Consider the following 14,711-nt stretch of genomic DNA (forward strand, 5'->3'; position numbering starts at 1 on the left):
GCGGCCCAGCAGCAGCGCGGTCGCGAGCGAGACGACCGCGGCCATCGCGACGACCGTCGTCACGACCTGGAGGTCGTGTGCGGACAGGAACATCGCCCAGGCCACCGCCAGCGTCCCGGCGAGCATCGCGGTCACGGCCACGGACGCGACGACGGTCAGCGACACGACGAGGGAGCGGTGCCGCAGGACCAGGAGCGCCAGGGCGCCGAGGAGGCCGGCGGTCGCGGCTCCCAGGAAGGCGAAGAGGGCGATCAGGAGGAGGTCTTGCATGGTCAGGCCTCGGTTTCCGGGTCCGCGATCGGTGCGGGGTCCTGGGTGGCCCCGGCACCCGTATGGTCCGGGGCATCCAGGCGGTAGCCCACTCCCCAGACCGTCTGGATCAGACCGGGTCTGGCCGGGTCGGTCTCGATCTTGCTGCGCAGGCGGCGGACGTGGACGGTGACCGTCGAGAGATCGCCGAAGTCCCAGCCCCACACCTCCCGCATGAGCTCCTCCCGGCCGAAGGCACGGCCCGGATGGCGCAGGAAGAAGGCGAGGAGGTCGAACTCCCGGACTGTCAGGGCGAGTTCGACTCCGCCCTTCGTGGCGCGGCGGGCCACGGGATCGACGGTCAGTCCCGCCGCGCGCAGCAGCCCGGCGGGCGGCCGGGCGTCGGCGGCAGCGGAAGCGGATGCGGCGGTACGGCTGCGGCGCAGTACGGACTCGACGCGCAGGACCAGTTCGCGGGGGCTGAACGGCTTGGTGACGTAGTCGTCGGCGCCCACCTCCAGGCCGAGGATGCGGTCGTCCTCGTCGCCCCGCGCGGTCAGCATGATCACCGGTACGGGGCCCTTCGCGCGTATCCGGCGGCAGACCTCCAGGCCGTCCATGCCCGGCAGCATCAGGTCGAGGACGACGAGGTCGGGCCAGTGGGCGGCGGCTCTGTCCAGGGCGGTGGGGCCGTCCTGGGCGAGGTCGACGGTGTGGCCGGCGCGGGTGAGGTAGCCGGTGACGACCTCGGCGACGGTGGGGTCGTCGTCCACGACCAGGACGTGGGACGCGGGCGCTTGCTGCATGGGGTCAGGGTCGCACCCTTCGGGGGTGCGCCGCCGTTCTCCTCGGGCGCCGTGGGCACGCTGTCCGTTTTTCGTAAGGTCTCGCGCCAGGGTGCTGTACGTCGTGGGTTGTGCCCACCCTCCCCCAGCTACCGCTGGGAGGTGCCCCCAGCCCTGCGGAACGATTGCCCACAACGGTGACGGCGTGCGCCGCCCACAACGGTCAGCGGCGGTCACCGCCGTCAACGTCCGTGTTTTGTAAGGTCCTTCGGTCCTTTATGTCTGGTTTGCGGTCGTAGGCTGAGGCGCGTGAACTCCTCTTCCGTGTGTCCGGCGGACGCCGCCGTCGACGTCGTGCTGCCCTGTCTGGACGAAGCCGCCGCGCTCCCCTGGGTGCTGGCGCGGATTCCTGCGGGGTGGCGGGCGGTCGTCGTGGACAACGGGTCCACCGACGGTTCGGCCGACGTCGCCCGTGCCCTCGGTGCCACCGTCGTGCACGAGGCGCGGCGCGGCTTCGGGGCCGCCTGTCACGCCGGGCTGACCGCCGCCTCGGCGGACATCGTGTGCTTCTGCGACTGCGACGGCTCGCTCGATCCGGGGCTGCTCGTCCCCTTCGTACGCCGGGTCGCGGGCGGCGAAGCCGATCTGGTGCTGGGGCGCCGGCGGCCACAGGGCCGGCGTACGTGGCCCCTGCACGCCCGCGTCGGCAACCTCGTGCTCGCCCGCATGCTGCGCCGCCGTACCGGCGTGCGGCTGCACGACCTGGGACCGCTGCGCGCGGCCCGGCGCGAGGCGCTGCTCGGTCTAGCCCTCTCCGACCGCCGCAGCGGCTACCCGCTGCAGATGGTCGTCCGCGCCGCCGACGCAGGGTGGCGCATCGAGGAGTACGACGTCCCGTATCTGCCGCGTACCGGGAAGTCCAAGGTCACCGGGACTTGGCGGGGCACCTGGCAGGCGGTGCGCGATATGCGGGCCGTCCTCTCCGGGACGGAGCCGTCGAGGCGAGAGTCGTCGAGCTGATGACGACCGCAGGCACCGGCCCCGCCGCGCCCACGTCCCTCCTGGTGATCGCCAAGGAACCGCTTCCCGGTCGCGTCAAGACCCGGCTCACCCCGCCCTTCACCCCCGCCGAGGCGGCGCAGCTGGCCGAGGCCGCGCTGGTCGACACGCTGCACACGGTGCTCGCGGCGCCCGCGCGGCGGCGCGTCCTCGTCCTCGACGGGACGGCGGGGGCCTGGCTGCCGTCCGGCATCGAGGTGGTGCCGCAGAGCGCGGGCGGTCTGGACGAACGGCTGGCCGCCGCGTTCGGGGAGTGCACGGGTCCGACACTGCTCATCGGAATGGACACGCCGCAGGTGACACCGGGACTCCTCGCTCCCGCCCTGGAGCCGGGGGCCTGGCGGGACTGCGACGCGTGGTTCGGGCCCGCGGAGGACGGCGGGTTCTGGGCGCTGGGGCTCGCCGAGCCGGATCCCGGGTTGCTGCGGGGCGTTCCCATGTCGACGGCCGCGACGGGGGCCGCGCAGCGGGACCGGCTCGCCGCCGCGGGGCTGCGGGTGCGGGACCTGGCGTGGTTGCGCGACGTCGATACGGCGTCCGACGCCGAGGTGGTCGCGGCCGTGGCGCCGCGCGGGCGGTTCGCGGCCACGCTGGCCCGCCTCTCGCGGGGCACGGGCGACCCGGGCCGCTTCCCGGGCACGGGCCGATGAGGACGGGAGCTCCCGGGCCGATGAGCACGGGGGCTCGGCACACCGTGGAGCAGCGGACGCGTGGTACGGCCGCCCACCAGGGTGAGCACCACGGCGAGCACCATGGCAAACACCACGGCGAGCACCACGGTGAGCAGCTGGAGGCAGCGGCTCCCTGGTCCGGCGGCGACCCCTACTCCGACGCCCTGCGGGCCGGGCGCGGTCCGCTCTTCCTCCGTCGTGCCGACGGGTGGCTGCTGCCCCTGGACGTGGAGCGCTGGTGTGCGCGGGCCGATCCCGCGGATCTGTCGGCGCTGCGGCGCTGCGAGGGCAGCGTCCTCGACATCGGCTGCGGCCCCGGCCGCCTCGTCGCGGCGCTCGCCGCGCGCGGCCACCCGGCGCTCGGCATCGACGTCAGCGAGGCCGCGGTCGCCCACACGCTCCGGCTCGGCGGCAGGGCCCTGTGCCGCTCCATCTTCGATCCGCTGCCGGACGAGGGGAGTTGGGGCACGGCTCTGCTCATCGACGGCAACATCGGCATCGGCGGCGATCCGGGAGCGCTGCTCGACCGCGTCGCGCAGGTGCTCTCGCCCGGCGGGCTCCTCATCGCCGAGGCCGCACCGGTGGACGTCGACGAGCGGGTGGAGGTCCGCGTCGACGACGGGCACGGCGCCATGGGCGGTCTCTTCCCGTGGGCCCGGCTGGGCAGCCAGGCCCTCCTGCGCTGCGCCCGCCGCCTCGGATGGCGGCCCACCGCTCAGTGGTCCGCGGGCGGACGGCCCTTCGTGGCGCTGCGCGCCCACTCCGGCCCCGGCACCGTCCCCCGCCAGCGCGCCGTCCCCCGCCCACGCGCCGTACGCCACATCCGCGTGACCAGCCAGAGGGCCGAGATCGCGAACAGCGCGGCCGAGACGATCAGCCAGCGCGACAGGAACACGTCGGCGGAGAGTCCGGTGCCGAGCGCGTAACGCCTCTCGACGTGGCGCGAGATCAGCGGGAACCACACCAGCAGGAGCAGCCCGGAGAGGAGGCCCGGGACGCGGACGTGGTTGATCAGATCACGGCGTGGGATCAGCTCCTGGCGCGGGATCAGCTCCCCGCGCCCGGCGTCCTCCGCGCCCCGCCCGGCCCCGTCCCCGGCCCCGTCCCTGCGCCGGTACCGGCCACCGCCCAGGGCCTCCTGCAGCCCCCGGTCGGCGAGCGAGTACAGCGGCACCAGCACCAAGTCGTGCACCAGCGCCGCGCCCACGAACCAGGCCGCGACGGCGAGCCAGTCGCCGGCGAGCAGCCGCACACCCGCGTAGCCGGTCAGCGCGAATGACGCGAGGAGCAGCAGGGTCTCCAGCGGCCCCTCTCCGTACCGCCGGGTGCGGTCGTGCCTGCGCGACCACGCGCGGCCGACCCGACCGGTCAGCCTGCCGATGAGACCGCCCCGCCTCACCGCAGCTCCCCCGCTTCCCCGAACCTCAGCCGGGCCACCCACTTGGTGTTGTGGACCCCGGGCGCCGCCGGGACGATGACGCGGGCCGGGTAGCCGTGGTCGGGTGTCAGGTCCTCGCCGTTGACCTGCAGGGCGAGCAGGGAGCGCGGGTCGCGTACCTGGTTGTCGCGCAGGGCCGCCCTGCGGAACGCGCCGCGCCGCTGGAGCGACTCGACGAGTACGCCGGGCGCCGCGTCGCCGTCGTATCCGGCGAGTTCGGCGAGGTCCCGGAGGCGTACGCCGCGCCACCACTGGTCGGCGGTGGACCAGCCCTCGACGCAGGCGATGGGCAGGGCCGCGCTGTGCTGGGGCATGCGCAGCAGGTCGGCGCGGGAGAGGCGGACGGCACCGGCCGGACCCTCGACCGTCAGCCGCCAGGTCCCGTCACCGCTTCCGTCCGCGCCGGCGTCGAGATCCCGGGCCGTGAGGCCGACGGCCGCGGGCGTCTTGTTGATCTGGAAGCCATTGGGCCCCGTCCCGGGATCGCCGCCGCCGTGCGGGGCGAGCACGGCGGTGCGCCGCAGCAGCCCGTCGAAGTTCTGGCCCACCGTCGTGAGGAACAGCAGCAGCGAACCGGCGCCTACCATGCCGAGCGCGCCCCGCCGCGACACCGTCGGCTCGGCGGGCCGGGGCGCCACCAGCTCCTGGTCCTCCTCGCGTGGTGCGCCGCGTCCCCGCAGGGTGCGTACGACGGTCGGTACGCGCAGCACCACATGGACGGCGAAGGCGGCGAAGAACACCCATGCGCCGTAGAAGTGCAGCGGATAGAACGACCCCGGGAAGATGTAGTCGAGCTGCACGTTGAGCACGCCCGTCACGAACTCGAACAGCGCCCCGCCGACGAGGAACAGCAGCGAAAGGCGCTCCAGGGCATGCCCCACCGACCGGGCGGGCGGCAGCGCGAACAGCTTCGGGACGACCGACCACAGCTTCGCAAGGAGCACGGGGATCAGCGCGATGCCGAGCGTGACGTGCACGCCCTGGTTGAGCCGGTAGAGCCAGTGCGGGTCGGTCGGCCACGCGAAGAGATAGAAGCCGAGCAGGCCCTTGTCGGGTGTCTTGTCGTTCACCGGGGACAGGTCCGGGTTGTACGCGGCGTACGACACCAGGCCCGTCACGAAGAGGATCGTGATCCCGGCGAGCAGGACCACACCGAGCACGGACGGCAGCCAGGGGCCGCGCAGCGGGCTGCGCCAGAAGCCGCGCGATGACGGCCAGTTGTCGCGTCGGGATGGCGGCGAGGTGCCGTCCCGCGGGGAGGGCGGCGAGGTGTCGTCGCGCCGGGGTGGCGGCGAGGTGTCGTCGCGTCGGGCGTCGTCGGCCATGCGCCGACGGTATGCCGCCGGACCGGTGCCGAGGGGCCCGCAACCCATGACGAAACGCTGACGTCAGCCCGCACGCGCGCAGAGAACGGCGCTGTCCGGCCTAGCGTGCTGGCGTGAGCCTCAGAGACAGCGGCGAGAGCGCCGAGACCACCGCGGACGGCGTGGCGGGCGACCGTGCCGGACGGCGCCGGGACCTGTGGGCCGCCGCCTGCGGCGCCCTGCTCGTCGCGGCCGCCGTCGTCGTCGGCAGGGCGATCGAGCAGTCCGACGGCAGCCTGCACCTCGGCTGGCCGCCGCTGTACGCCTGGTGGTCGCCCCACGTGGGCCCCGGCACCCCCGCCGCGCTCGCAGTGGCCATCGCGGTGATCGCATACGGGCCCCCGCTGGCGGCCCGCGTGCCCTGGCGGGTCCTGGTACCCGCCGCCTGGGCGACCGCCATGGCCTGGACCTGGTCCCTCGCCCTGATCGACGGCTGGCACCGCGGCATCGCCCGGCGGCTCACCACCAAGTACGAGTACCTGCAGGTCATCGACCGCTTCGACGACATCGGGGCGGCACTCCGGGACTTCACGCACCACATCCTGCTCGGCTCGCCCGACCACTGGCCCCCGCACATCGCCGGGCATCCCCCGGCCGCGACCCTCACCTTCGTGGTCCTCGACCGCATCGGCCTGGGCGGCGGTGGCTGGGCGGGCGTCTGGTGCATCACCGTCGGCAGCTCCGCCGTCGCCGCCGTCCTCGTCGGCGCCCGCGCCCTGGCCGACGAGCGCCTCGCCCGCCGGGCCACGCCCTTCCTCGTCCTCGCCCCGGGCGCCGTCTGGGTCGGCGCCTCCGCGGACGGCTACTTCGCCGGGGTCGCCGGGTGGGCGGTGGCGCTGCTCGCGGTCACACGCGCGCGGCGCCGGACGCCGACCGCCCCCACGGCTGCCTTCACACTCGCCTCCGGCCTGCTGTTCGGGCTCACCGGTTATCTGTCGTACGGCCTGACGTTGTTCGCGGTGATCGCGGCCGGGGTTGTGGTGGTGGGCCACTGGGGCCGCGGGGGCGGGGATCGAGGCGGCGGGGGTTTCGGGAAGCGCTGGTTCGTACTGCTCGTGCCACTGCTGGCCGGTACGGCCGTCGTGCCGCTCGCCTTCACGCTGGTGGGATTCAACTGGTGGGAGGCGTACCACCTGCTCGTCGAGCGCTACTACCAGGGCGCGGGCGGCATCAGGCCGTACTGGTACTTCATCTGGGCCAATCCCGCCTGCACCGTGCTCGTCGTCGGTCTCGCCACCGTCGCCGGGCTGGGCCGGGTTCTCGGATCGGTCCCCGCCGCCGTACGCCGCCTGCGCAACGGCCAACCGACAGCCGCCGACCGGCTCGCGGCCCTCACCGTCGCCGCGCTCCTCACGGTGGCCGTCGCCGACCTGTCCGGCATGAGCAAGGCGGAGACGGAACGCATCTGGCTACCCTTCGCCCTCTGGCTCCTGCCCGCGACGGCCCTGCTGCCGCTCCGCGACCACCGCGTGTGGCTGGCCGCGCAGGCGGTCCTCGCCCTGCTGATCAACCACCTGCTGCACACAGGGTGGTGAGCGCCTCGGCTAGATGCGGTGGTCCGCTGCGGCGGCGACGAAGGCGGCGAAGGCCGTCGGGGCGACGGTGAAGGCCCCGGCGTCGGGGTTCTTGGAGTCGCGGACGGCGATGCGGTGGGGCTGGGCGGCAATCTCCACGCAGTCGCCGCCACCGCTGCCGCTGTACGACGACTTGCGCCACTCGGCGCCGCCGAGGGGGGCGCATTCGACGCATTCGCCGCCTGTGTCGGAGCTGTAGCTCGACTTACGCCAGGTCGCGTCCGTCAGCTTCCACGCGGGCTGCTGGTTGAGGCCCGCGGCCTCCCGCAGTCTCCTCAGCTCGGCGCCGAAGTAGTCGAGTGGAGATGCGCTCGGGTCGAGATTCCGGATGTGGGCCACGGGCCACCCCCAACGGTACACACGGTTAGTTTCCGCTCGTGGCCGAGAGTAGCCACCCCGCTCCACGCTGGAGGCGAACTTCGCTCAACCCGCCCCGCCCAACCTGGAGTTATCGTGCACCAGCTCGAAGAGTCCGAGGCGACGCCCGCCCAGCAGTACGGCATGAGCTTCACCGTCGGTGACCATTCGGCGCGGCATCTGCGCCGGATCGTACGGGCGTATCTGCGGGCCTGGGACCTTGCGGAGCTCACGGACGCCGCCGAGCTGGCGCTGACGGAGCTGGTCGCGAACGTCGTGCGCCACGTGCCGGGACGGCGCTGCTCCGTGCTGATCACGCGGCGGCCGGAGGGGGTGCGGGTGGAGGTGGCGGACGGCTGTCCTCGGCTGCCGGAGGAGGTACAGGCAGCAGCGGGCGGTGAGCTCGCCGAGCAGGGGCGCGGGTTGCTTCTCCTCGGCGCCGTCACCGACCGCTGGGGCGTGGTCCCGCGGCCCGGCGGGGACGGCAAGACGGTGTGGTTCGAGTGTGCGGCGAAGACCGGCCCCACGGAGGCAGGCGGGCGATGAGTATTTCCGCTGCCGAGAGTCTTCCCTCCGTCACCGCGACCGCGGACGACTGCCCACACCCAGGGAAGGACGACCTGCCATGGCCACCACCCACACCCTCGACGTCCCGGGCGCGCGCCTGCACTACGAGGTCCGGGGCGCAGGACCGCTGTTGCTGGTCATGGGAGCGCCGATGGACGCCGCGGCCTTCGCACCGCTGGCCGACGCGCTCGCGAGCGACCACACCGTCGTCACGCACGACCCGCGGGGCATCTCGGGCAGCCTCCTCGAGGACCCCGAGCAGGACTCCACCCCCGAGCTGCGCGCGGACGACGTCGCCGCCCTCCTGGACGCCCTGGGAGCCGAGTCCGCCGACGTGTTCGGCAGCAGCGGCGGCGCGGTGACGGGGCTCGCGCTGGTCGCGCGGCATCCCGGGCGGGTGCGGACGCTCGTCGCGCACGAGCCTCCCGTGCTGGCGCTGCTCCCCGACGCCGCCGAGCGGCTCGTCGTGGTCGACGACATCGTGGAAGCCTTCCACCGGGAAGGGATCGGGGCTGCCTGGAAGAAGTTCATGGCCAGTGCCGGATTCGACGTCGGCAACGACGGTGGTTCCACTCCGCCGCCGGGAGAGCCGTCGGAGCAGGACCTTGCCAACAGCGCGCGCTTCTTCGCCCATGAGATGCGAGGCACGAGCTGCTACGAGCCCGACGTCACCGCGTTGACGGCCGGCCCGGCCCGTGTCGTCGTCGGCATCGGTGTCGCCTCGGGCGGCCTGGTCACCCACCGGACCTCCACGGCGCTGGCCGAGCTGCTCGGCACGCCGCCGGTCGAGTTCCCCGGCGACCACGGCGGGTTCCTCGGGCAGCCCAAGGAGTTCGCCGAGGCACTGCGGAACGTGCTGTAGGTCCTACTCACCGGCGCTGGCGTCAACCACCTGCTGTGGACGGGGTGGTGGGCGCCCGGCTACCGGCCGTCGCCGGGGACCACGTCACGTGGTGACCGGCGAGCGGTGTCCGTCCTGCGACCGTCAGAACACCTCGAGCCGTCAGAACACCCGGAGTCCGAGGCGGCCGAGGATGACGCCGGCGTGTGTGCCGTAGACGACGAGGACCACGGCGACGGCGAGGATCAGGGCGCCTACGACAATGCTCCAGGTGAGGCGGGCGTTCATGAGGGCTGCCTTTCTTTCACGGGTACGGGTTGTGTCGCGCTCCCGACGGTCAGGACGGTGTCGCAGCGGTCGCGGACCGCGTCATCGTGCGTGGCGATGACGACGGCGCAGCCGTCCTTGCTCATCGTGCGGAGGATGTCGACGACCATGGTGGTGTTGTCGTGGTCGAGGGCGCCGGTCGGTTCGTCGGCCAGGACGAGGGCGGGCTGCTTGACGATGAGGCGGGCCAGAGCGACGCGCTGCTGCTCCCCGCCGCTGAGCCGGTGGACGTGTTCCTTCTCCCGTCCCGCCAGTCCCACGCGCTCCAGGGCCTCGGCGACGGTCGGAGCGTCCTTCCTCGCTCGCCGCGGTTTCATGGCGACCTCAAGGTTGGCCGCGACGGTCGCGTTCTCGATCAGTGCGTAGTTCTGGAACAGGTAGCCGAGGACGTCGCGCCGGTAGTGCCGGGCGGCGCGCGGGCCGAAGCCGGTGATGTCCCGGCCCTCGTGGCGGATGGCGCCGGAGCTCGGTGCGTCGAGCAGGCCGAGGCAGTTGAGCAGCGTCGACTTGCCGGATCCGCTCGGTCCGGTAAGCGCGAGCATGTCACCGCGCGCCACGGTGAAGCCGAGATCCGACCAGAGGGTGCGCATCCCGAAGGACTTGGACAGACGGTCGATCTCGATCACGTGGCAGCTCCTGCAGAACGGTGGGGGGTCACGACTCGGTCGCCCCTTCCTTGACGATCCGGCGGTGGAAGGCGACGAGGGCCAGGAGCACCGCCGAGACCTCGATGGCGACGAGCCCGCCGGTGACGCCGAGGTCGAGCCCGGTGATCTCGATGGGCGCGCGGGGCGGGGGAATACCGAGGGCTTCGTACCTCTCGAGGTCGCGGTTCTGCTGCCACACCTGGAAGGGCACCCACACGGCGAGGAGCACGGCCAGGAGCCCTTCGAGCGCCAGGACCGTGCGGTGCGTGGCCGTGAACCTCCAGCCGCTGATGTGCCGGGCGAAGATCGCCTGCGAGTTCTTCCGGGAGTGGACGATGCAGACGCCGACTCCGGTGATGAGCAGCACCGCCACGGCCACCGCCAGGTTGAACAGCTGCAGCCGGAAGTCCCCGACGAGGTCGCGCAGTTCGAGCGCGGCGTTCTGCCCGACGGGACTCATGCCGGTCACGTACGTCTCCAGGTGATGCTTCTTGATGCCGGCCGTGACGTCGTCCGGATCGTGGAAGACGACGCTCGCCTGAGAGGCATAGGCGGTGTAGCCCTTGTCGCTCAGGAACGGCGATCCGTCGGGGAAGACGATGATGACGGGGTCCGTGACGAAGGACTCGTCCGCGCCGGGGTTCTCGTCGGCGTGCGACTGGCCTCTGGGGTTGTAGGTGAAGACGCGCTGGCCCTCCTTCGACCGCAGTGTCTCGACCTGTGCGGGACTGATCTTGTCCGGGTCGCTCGGATTCAGCAGTCCCGGGACCAGGTCCTCGAGGCGGTCGGCGTACCGGTCCAGGCTCGTGGGGATCAGGAGCCGTACCTGGTCGGGGGCCGCCGCGGTCGGCTTGTGGCGTCGCCCGGCCGCGTCGAGGACGGGCTGTTCGGCGAGGAAGGACTCGTTGACGATCAGAAGGTCGCCCTGCGGCACGCCTGTTCGGGGTGCGGACCGCTGGAGGTCCCGGTGCCCGGCGACGATGATCTCCCCGCCCTTGTCGGCCTGGCGGAGCCAGCGGCCCACTTTCACGTCCAGAGCATGCAGTGCGGTGTCGCTTGCCAGACTGCCGTTGAGTCCGATCGAGGTGGTGTCGCCGATCTTCGCGTACGCATCGCGGCTCTCCTGCCGGGCCATGACGTCCTGGCCGGCGAGGACGACGGCAGTAGCGATACTGAGCGCGAGGAGCAGCGCGGGGATCCTCACCAGATAGGCGCTCAACGACGCTGCCCGGGCGGGCAGTTCGCCCTTCAGGGCACGCAGCACATCGGTCTGGAACGTCAGCCAGAGCATGGCCGCGTGCGCGGCGAGGGCGACGAGACTGAGCGCGGCGGCGATGCCCAGCGCGAGCAGGGCGAACCTGCCGACCCAGGCCAGTCCGTTGTAGAGGCCGAGCAGCAGCAGCGTCCCGGCGGCCACCGCTGCGAACGCGATCGCCCAGAACACCGCCAGTTGCCGCATGTCCCGCAGCAGGATCCGCCCGAACGACATTCCCTGCAGCCGCAGCACGCCGTAGGCCGTCGCGTTGAGCAGGACGCCTGCCCCGGTCATCGTCACGATGGCGAGCGCGACGACGAAGAACGAACGGTACAGCGCGCTGCCCGAGTAAACCGGGACCAGCTCAGCGGCCGAGTGCGGATGGTGGACCGCGGCGCGCAGACCGAGATCGCTGAACGTCCTGGTCAGCGAGGCTGCGGCCTGGTCCGAACCGAATACGTAGTAGAAGCCGCGCGGATCGCGCTGTCCGAGCTCGGCGATGGGGTGCACATCGGTGCGGTAGCTGCGGTTGAAAGCGGGATAGCCGTCCCCCAGCCAGCCGGAACGCGGACCGCCGGGGGCGAGGTAGAGGTGCCGGCGGCCGTATGGGTCCTTGAGGTCCGGGACCTCGCGGGCGATGGTCGCCCGGTGGGACTCAGCGAACTCCGCGACCTCGCGGGCGACCTGCGAGCCGCTGGCCGAGCCGTCGGAGTCCGTCACCCAGACGACGGCGGAGTGCCCCAGCACCCAGTCCTCGTCCAGACTCCGTAGGAACAGGAAGGCGAGAACCGCGGAAAACGCCAGCAGTGCGGCGTGAACGAACTTGATACCTCGGTGCAGCATCGATTGCCTAGGTCAGGGCACTTCTGGAGCGCGGCTCACGAGACCGGTCAGTTGCCGAGTGGCCCGCCCGGGGGAGAGACGGAAAACGAAGATCCATCGGCTCACCCCGCGGACGGGATACTCATCGCTGTGAGGCCGAGCCCGAGGCCCGGCCTCGGGTCAGCAGCTGGTGCGGTAGTAGGACTCGTTGCCGTACAGCGCGACGTCGGCCTGCGTGATGGACCACGAGCCCTTGGCGGCCTCGTCACTGTCGATCCACTCGCCGACCGAGGTCGAACCGTGGCACTTGTCCTTGTGGTAGTAGTCCGACCACACGATGGCGGTGCCGGCACCGTAGTCCCAGGTGCCGCCGCCCACGCTGACCACGGTCGCCAGCGCCGGAGTGGCACCGGCCACGACGAGGACACCGGCGGCCGCCGCGAGCTTCAGGCTGCGCGTGATCTTCACTTCAACCCCCATTGATTTTTTCGTACTTGGTCGGGGATGACACTCTCGTGACGGAAGTGAATGATCAAGGTTCTTTTTGGACGACCATGTACCGGACAATGTCTGGAAAATGATCAGTGAATCCGTCGGCGCCGCCCCGGGAGAAGCGGGCCGGGGACGGGCGCAGGCCGTGAAGGCCGTCGGGGCGACGGTGAAGACCCCGGAGAAGGACGGGTGAAGACCGTGGAGAAGCAGGACGTCGTCACGGCGTGGTGGGGCGGACCGCGAACACCGTCGTGTCGTCGGCCAGATAGCCGCCGGTGTGCCGCAGCGTCGCGTCCTGTACCAGCCGGACCAGTCGTGACGGCTCCGCCACGCGGGGGTCGTCGACGAGCGCCGCGGCGATCTCCTCACGCAGCCGGAAGAACTCGCCGCTCGCGTCGCGTGCCTCCGTCACCCCGTCGGTGACCAGCAGCAGCGTCTCGCCGCGCCCGAGACGGAACCGCTGCGGGGGTGGCGGCCCACCTGCCAGATCGCCGAGTCCGATGGGCAGCCCGTCGCCGGCCGGCAGTTCGCGTACGCCGTCGGGGCCGACCGCCAGCGGCGGTTCGTGCCCGAAGTTGACGATGTCGATGTACACGCCGGGCTCGCCGTCCTCGCTGCCGCCGTCCTCGCTGCCGCCGTCCGCGCTGCCGTCCCGGTCGTCGTCCGCGTCTGTGTCCGCATCGTGGTCCGGTGGCGGGAAGCCAATCAGGACCGCGGTGGCGAAACGCTCGCTGTCGAGTGCGGCGTCGGTCTCGATGACGTTCCCTCCGGATTCGACGGCGCCGCGCTCGGCGACGTCGATTCCGCCCATCGTGTCGTCCGTGTACGCGCTGTCGTACGCAGGGTCGTAGGTGCTGTCGTAGGTGCCGTCGTACGCGGTGTCGTGCGCGCCGCCGTATGCGCCGACGCGGCCGCGAGCCGCCTCGATCAGCGCCATATGGGCACGGTGGCGGCGCATGCGGATCTCCAGCCGCTCGGCGACGGTCGCGAGGTCCGGCTCGTGGTAGCCGGACTCGCGGAAGCTGCCGAGCAGCACGGATGCCACGGCCACCGCGCCCAGGCCCTTGCCCTGCACGTCGCCGACCAGGAGGCGGGGACCGTGCGGACTGGGCTGGATGTCGTAGAAGTCGCCGCCGACCAGTGCCTCGCTCTCCGCCGTCAGATAGATCGCGGCATGGTCGAGCCCGTACCAGCGCGACGGCAGCGGGCGCAGCACGGTGCGCCGGGTCGTCTCGATGATGTCCCGCATGTGCCGCATGCGGGACTCTTCGCGGACCCGTACCCAGCACGCGGCCGTGGCCAGGGCGCCGCCCATCGCGACGAGGATGAAATCCGGCACACCCGCCTGGTACTCGCGCGCCCAGCCGTTGTCGATCACGAAGTACGTGGCCACGGCGAGGACGGCATAGGCCGCCGTGGTCCACACACTGCAGACCGCCGCGGCGATGGCGGGTACGACGACGAGCCAGGAGATGGTCCGGAACTCACCGGACGTGTTCCAGTCGACGAAGACGATCGCCACGAGCAGCAGGAGCGGCGGGACCCAGGCGATGCTGTGGCCGCGGACACGCAGGTACGACTGGGAGAGCCGCGCCTCCAACCTGTCCATCGCCTGCCCCGCCGGTTCAGTACGCGACCGAGATCCGGGTGCGCGGATGGGCGTTGCTCTCGAGTTCCTCCACGAAGGCGGCCGCGTAGTCCTCGACGCTGATCCGGCTGTGGCCCTCGGCGTCGCTGAGGAGCTGGTCACCGCCGATGCGGAACGTGCCGGTGCGCTCGCCCGGGCCGATCTCCGCGGCCGGGGAGATGTACGTCCAGTCGAGGTCGCCGACGGTGCGGTAGAAGGCGAGGACGTCGCGGTGCGCGAGGGCTTCGCCGAGGTAGTCGGCGGGGAAGCCGGGCTGGTCGACGAGCGCCTCGCCCGGCGCCACCTCCAGGCTGCCGGCGCCGCCGACGACGACCAGCCGGGACACGCCGGCGGCCCGTACGGCGTCGACCAGGGCGCGGTTCACGGCGAGGAAGGGCTCCCTCGGGTCGCTGCCGTCGCGCGGCGGCACCAGCGCGGAGGCGGCCGCGTCGTGCCCGGCGGCGATGGCGGCGATCCGGGGGGTGTCAGCGGCGTCCGCGGCGGTCGAGGTCACGCCGGGTACGGGGGCCTGTCCGGAGCGGCTGACGCAGGTGACGTGGTGGCCTCGGGTGTGGGCCTCGGCGGCGATGCGGCTGCCGACCATGCCGGTGGCGCCCAGCAACACGATCTTCATGT

15 protein-coding genes and 1 pseudogene are annotated in these 14,711 nt (G+C 72.3%); 6 read left to right on the top strand and 10 right to left on the bottom strand.

The window, feature by feature from the left end; translation table 11 throughout:
* Positions 1-270 (bottom strand): annotated as a pseudogene (locus STSP_RS08345) (two-component sensor histidine kinase); the annotation flags it as partial.
* Between the two features lie 2 nt (positions 271-272).
* Positions 273-1,055, bottom strand: coding sequence for a response regulator transcription factor (locus STSP_RS08350; RefSeq protein ID WP_067274152.1), 783 nt, complete (start codon positions 1,053-1,055; stop codon positions 273-275).
* Between the two features lie 288 nt (positions 1,056-1,343).
* Here STSP_RS08350 and STSP_RS08355 point away from each other — a divergent pair, with 288 nt between their 5' ends.
* Genes STSP_RS08355 through STSP_RS40940 form a run of 3 tightly spaced genes read left to right on the top strand, consistent with a single transcriptional unit; the run spans position 1,344 to position 3,690 of the window.
* Positions 1,344-2,054 carry a glycosyltransferase family 2 protein gene (locus STSP_RS08355; protein ID WP_067274155.1) on the top strand — a complete coding sequence of 237 codons (711 nt, stop codon included), beginning with the start codon at positions 1,344-1,346 and terminating at the stop codon, positions 2,052-2,054.
* On the top strand, positions 2,054-2,743 hold the full coding sequence (locus STSP_RS08360) for a TIGR04282 family arsenosugar biosynthesis glycosyltransferase (RefSeq protein ID WP_067274158.1): 690 nt from the start codon (positions 2,054-2,056) through the stop codon (positions 2,741-2,743). The genes STSP_RS08355 and STSP_RS08360 overlap by 1 nt, the downstream gene beginning before the upstream one ends.
* A 20-nt stretch (positions 2,744-2,763) precedes the next feature.
* On the top strand, positions 2,764-3,690 hold the full coding sequence (locus STSP_RS40940) for a class I SAM-dependent methyltransferase (protein WP_078066988.1): 927 nt from the start codon (positions 2,764-2,766) through the stop codon (positions 3,688-3,690).
* 469 nt (positions 3,691-4,159) lie between these two features.
* Here the strand turns inward: STSP_RS40940 and STSP_RS08375 are convergent, their stop codons facing one another.
* The gene (locus tag STSP_RS08375) at positions 4,160-5,527 is read right to left on the bottom strand and encodes a molybdopterin-dependent oxidoreductase (RefSeq protein ID WP_078066989.1); all 1,368 of its coding nucleotides are present in this window, start codon (positions 5,525-5,527) and stop codon (positions 4,160-4,162) included.
* A 113-nt stretch (positions 5,528-5,640) separates the two neighbouring features.
* Between STSP_RS08375 and STSP_RS08380 the strand changes: the two genes are divergently transcribed.
* The gene (locus STSP_RS08380; RefSeq protein WP_408646246.1) at positions 5,641-7,101 is read left to right on the top strand and encodes a hypothetical protein; all 1,461 of its coding nucleotides are present in this window, start codon (positions 5,641-5,643) and stop codon (positions 7,099-7,101) included.
* A 9-nt stretch (positions 7,102-7,110) separates the two neighbouring features.
* Here the strand turns inward: STSP_RS08380 and STSP_RS40740 are convergent, their stop codons facing one another.
* Positions 7,111-7,368, bottom strand: coding sequence for a DUF397 domain-containing protein (locus tag STSP_RS40740; protein ID WP_067274301.1), 258 nt, complete (start codon positions 7,366-7,368; stop codon positions 7,111-7,113).
* Between the two features lie 273 nt (positions 7,369-7,641).
* Between STSP_RS40740 and STSP_RS08390 the strand changes: the two genes are divergently transcribed.
* Both STSP_RS08390 and STSP_RS08395 read left to right on the top strand, forming a co-directional pair.
* Positions 7,642-8,043, top strand: a complete 402-nt coding sequence (locus STSP_RS08390) for an ATP-binding protein (protein ID WP_067274304.1) — start codon at positions 7,642-7,644, stop codon at positions 8,041-8,043.
* 79 nt (positions 8,044-8,122) lie between these two features.
* The gene (locus STSP_RS08395; RefSeq protein WP_067274162.1) at positions 8,123-8,926 is read left to right on the top strand and encodes an alpha/beta fold hydrolase; all 804 of its coding nucleotides are present in this window, start codon (positions 8,123-8,125) and stop codon (positions 8,924-8,926) included.
* 141 nt (positions 8,927-9,067) lie between these two features.
* On the opposite strand, the gene STSP_RS40745 is transcribed toward STSP_RS08395, so the two are convergent.
* The 6 genes from STSP_RS40745 to STSP_RS08420 all read right to left on the bottom strand — a co-directional run bounded on the left by STSP_RS40745 (position 9,068) and on the right by STSP_RS08420 (position 14,709).
* Positions 9,068-9,193 carry a hypothetical protein gene (locus tag STSP_RS40745; protein ID WP_269801032.1) on the bottom strand — a complete coding sequence of 42 codons (126 nt, stop codon included), beginning with the start codon at positions 9,191-9,193 and terminating at the stop codon, positions 9,068-9,070.
* Positions 9,190-9,858 carry an ABC transporter ATP-binding protein gene (locus STSP_RS08400; RefSeq protein WP_067274163.1) on the bottom strand — a complete coding sequence of 223 codons (669 nt, stop codon included), beginning with the start codon at positions 9,856-9,858 and terminating at the stop codon, positions 9,190-9,192. The genes STSP_RS40745 and STSP_RS08400 overlap by 4 nt, the downstream gene beginning before the upstream one ends.
* Positions 9,859-9,886: 28 nt before the next feature.
* Positions 9,887-11,977: a hypothetical protein gene (locus STSP_RS08405; RefSeq protein ID WP_067274165.1), complete on the bottom strand. Its 2,091-nt coding sequence runs from the start codon at positions 11,975-11,977 to the stop codon at positions 9,887-9,889.
* A 159-nt stretch (positions 11,978-12,136) separates the two neighbouring features.
* The gene (locus tag STSP_RS08410; RefSeq protein ID WP_067274167.1) at positions 12,137-12,436 is read right to left on the bottom strand and encodes a lactococcin 972 family bacteriocin; all 300 of its coding nucleotides are present in this window, start codon (positions 12,434-12,436) and stop codon (positions 12,137-12,139) included.
* A 229-nt stretch (positions 12,437-12,665) separates the two neighbouring features.
* Positions 12,666-14,057 (bottom strand): PP2C family protein-serine/threonine phosphatase, encoded by a 1,392-nt coding sequence (locus STSP_RS36780; RefSeq protein WP_078066990.1) that lies wholly within the window; start codon positions 14,055-14,057, stop codon positions 12,666-12,668.
* Between the two features lie 16 nt (positions 14,058-14,073).
* Positions 14,074-14,709, bottom strand: coding sequence for an NAD(P)-dependent oxidoreductase (locus STSP_RS08420; protein WP_067274169.1), 636 nt, complete (start codon positions 14,707-14,709; stop codon positions 14,074-14,076).
* Positions 14,710-14,711 lie beyond the last annotated feature (2 nt).

Origin of the sequence: Streptomyces jeddahensis (assembly GCF_001642995.1) — a bacterium.
GTDB lineage: Bacteria > Actinomycetota > Actinomycetes > Streptomycetales > Streptomycetaceae > Streptomyces > Streptomyces jeddahensis.

What these genes read in the sequence shown, in the direction of transcription:
- STSP_RS08350 (WP_067274152.1), bottom strand. Translation starts at nt 1,055, where the DNA reads ATGCAGCAAGCGCCCGCGTCCCACGTCCTGGTCGTGGACGACGACCCC.
- STSP_RS08360 (WP_067274158.1), top strand. Translation starts at nt 2,054, where the DNA reads ATGACGACCGCAGGCACCGGCCCCGCCGCGCCCACGTCCCTCCTGGTG.
- STSP_RS40940 (WP_078066988.1), top strand. Translation starts at nt 2,764, where the DNA reads ATGAGCACGGGGGCTCGGCACACCGTGGAGCAGCGGACGCGTGGTACG.
- STSP_RS08375 (WP_078066989.1), bottom strand. Translation starts at nt 5,527, where the DNA reads ATGGCCGACGACGCCCGACGCGACGACACCTCGCCGCCACCCCGGCGC.
- STSP_RS08390 (WP_067274304.1), top strand. Translation starts at nt 7,642, where the DNA reads ATGAGCTTCACCGTCGGTGACCATTCGGCGCGGCATCTGCGCCGGATC.
- STSP_RS08395 (WP_067274162.1), top strand. Translation starts at nt 8,123, where the DNA reads ATGGCCACCACCCACACCCTCGACGTCCCGGGCGCGCGCCTGCACTAC.
- STSP_RS40745 (WP_269801032.1), bottom strand. Translation starts at nt 9,193, where the DNA reads ATGAACGCCCGCCTCACCTGGAGCATTGTCGTAGGCGCCCTGATCCTC.
- STSP_RS08405 (WP_067274165.1), bottom strand. Translation starts at nt 11,977, where the DNA reads ATGCTGCACCGAGGTATCAAGTTCGTTCACGCCGCACTGCTGGCGTTT.
- STSP_RS08410 (WP_067274167.1), bottom strand. Translation starts at nt 12,436, where the DNA reads ATGGGGGTTGAAGTGAAGATCACGCGCAGCCTGAAGCTCGCGGCGGCC.
- STSP_RS36780 (WP_078066990.1), bottom strand. Translation starts at nt 14,057, where the DNA reads ATGGACAGGTTGGAGGCGCGGCTCTCCCAGTCGTACCTGCGTGTCCGC.
- STSP_RS08420 (WP_067274169.1), bottom strand. Translation starts at nt 14,709, where the DNA reads ATGAAGATCGTGTTGCTGGGCGCCACCGGCATGGTCGGCAGCCGCATC.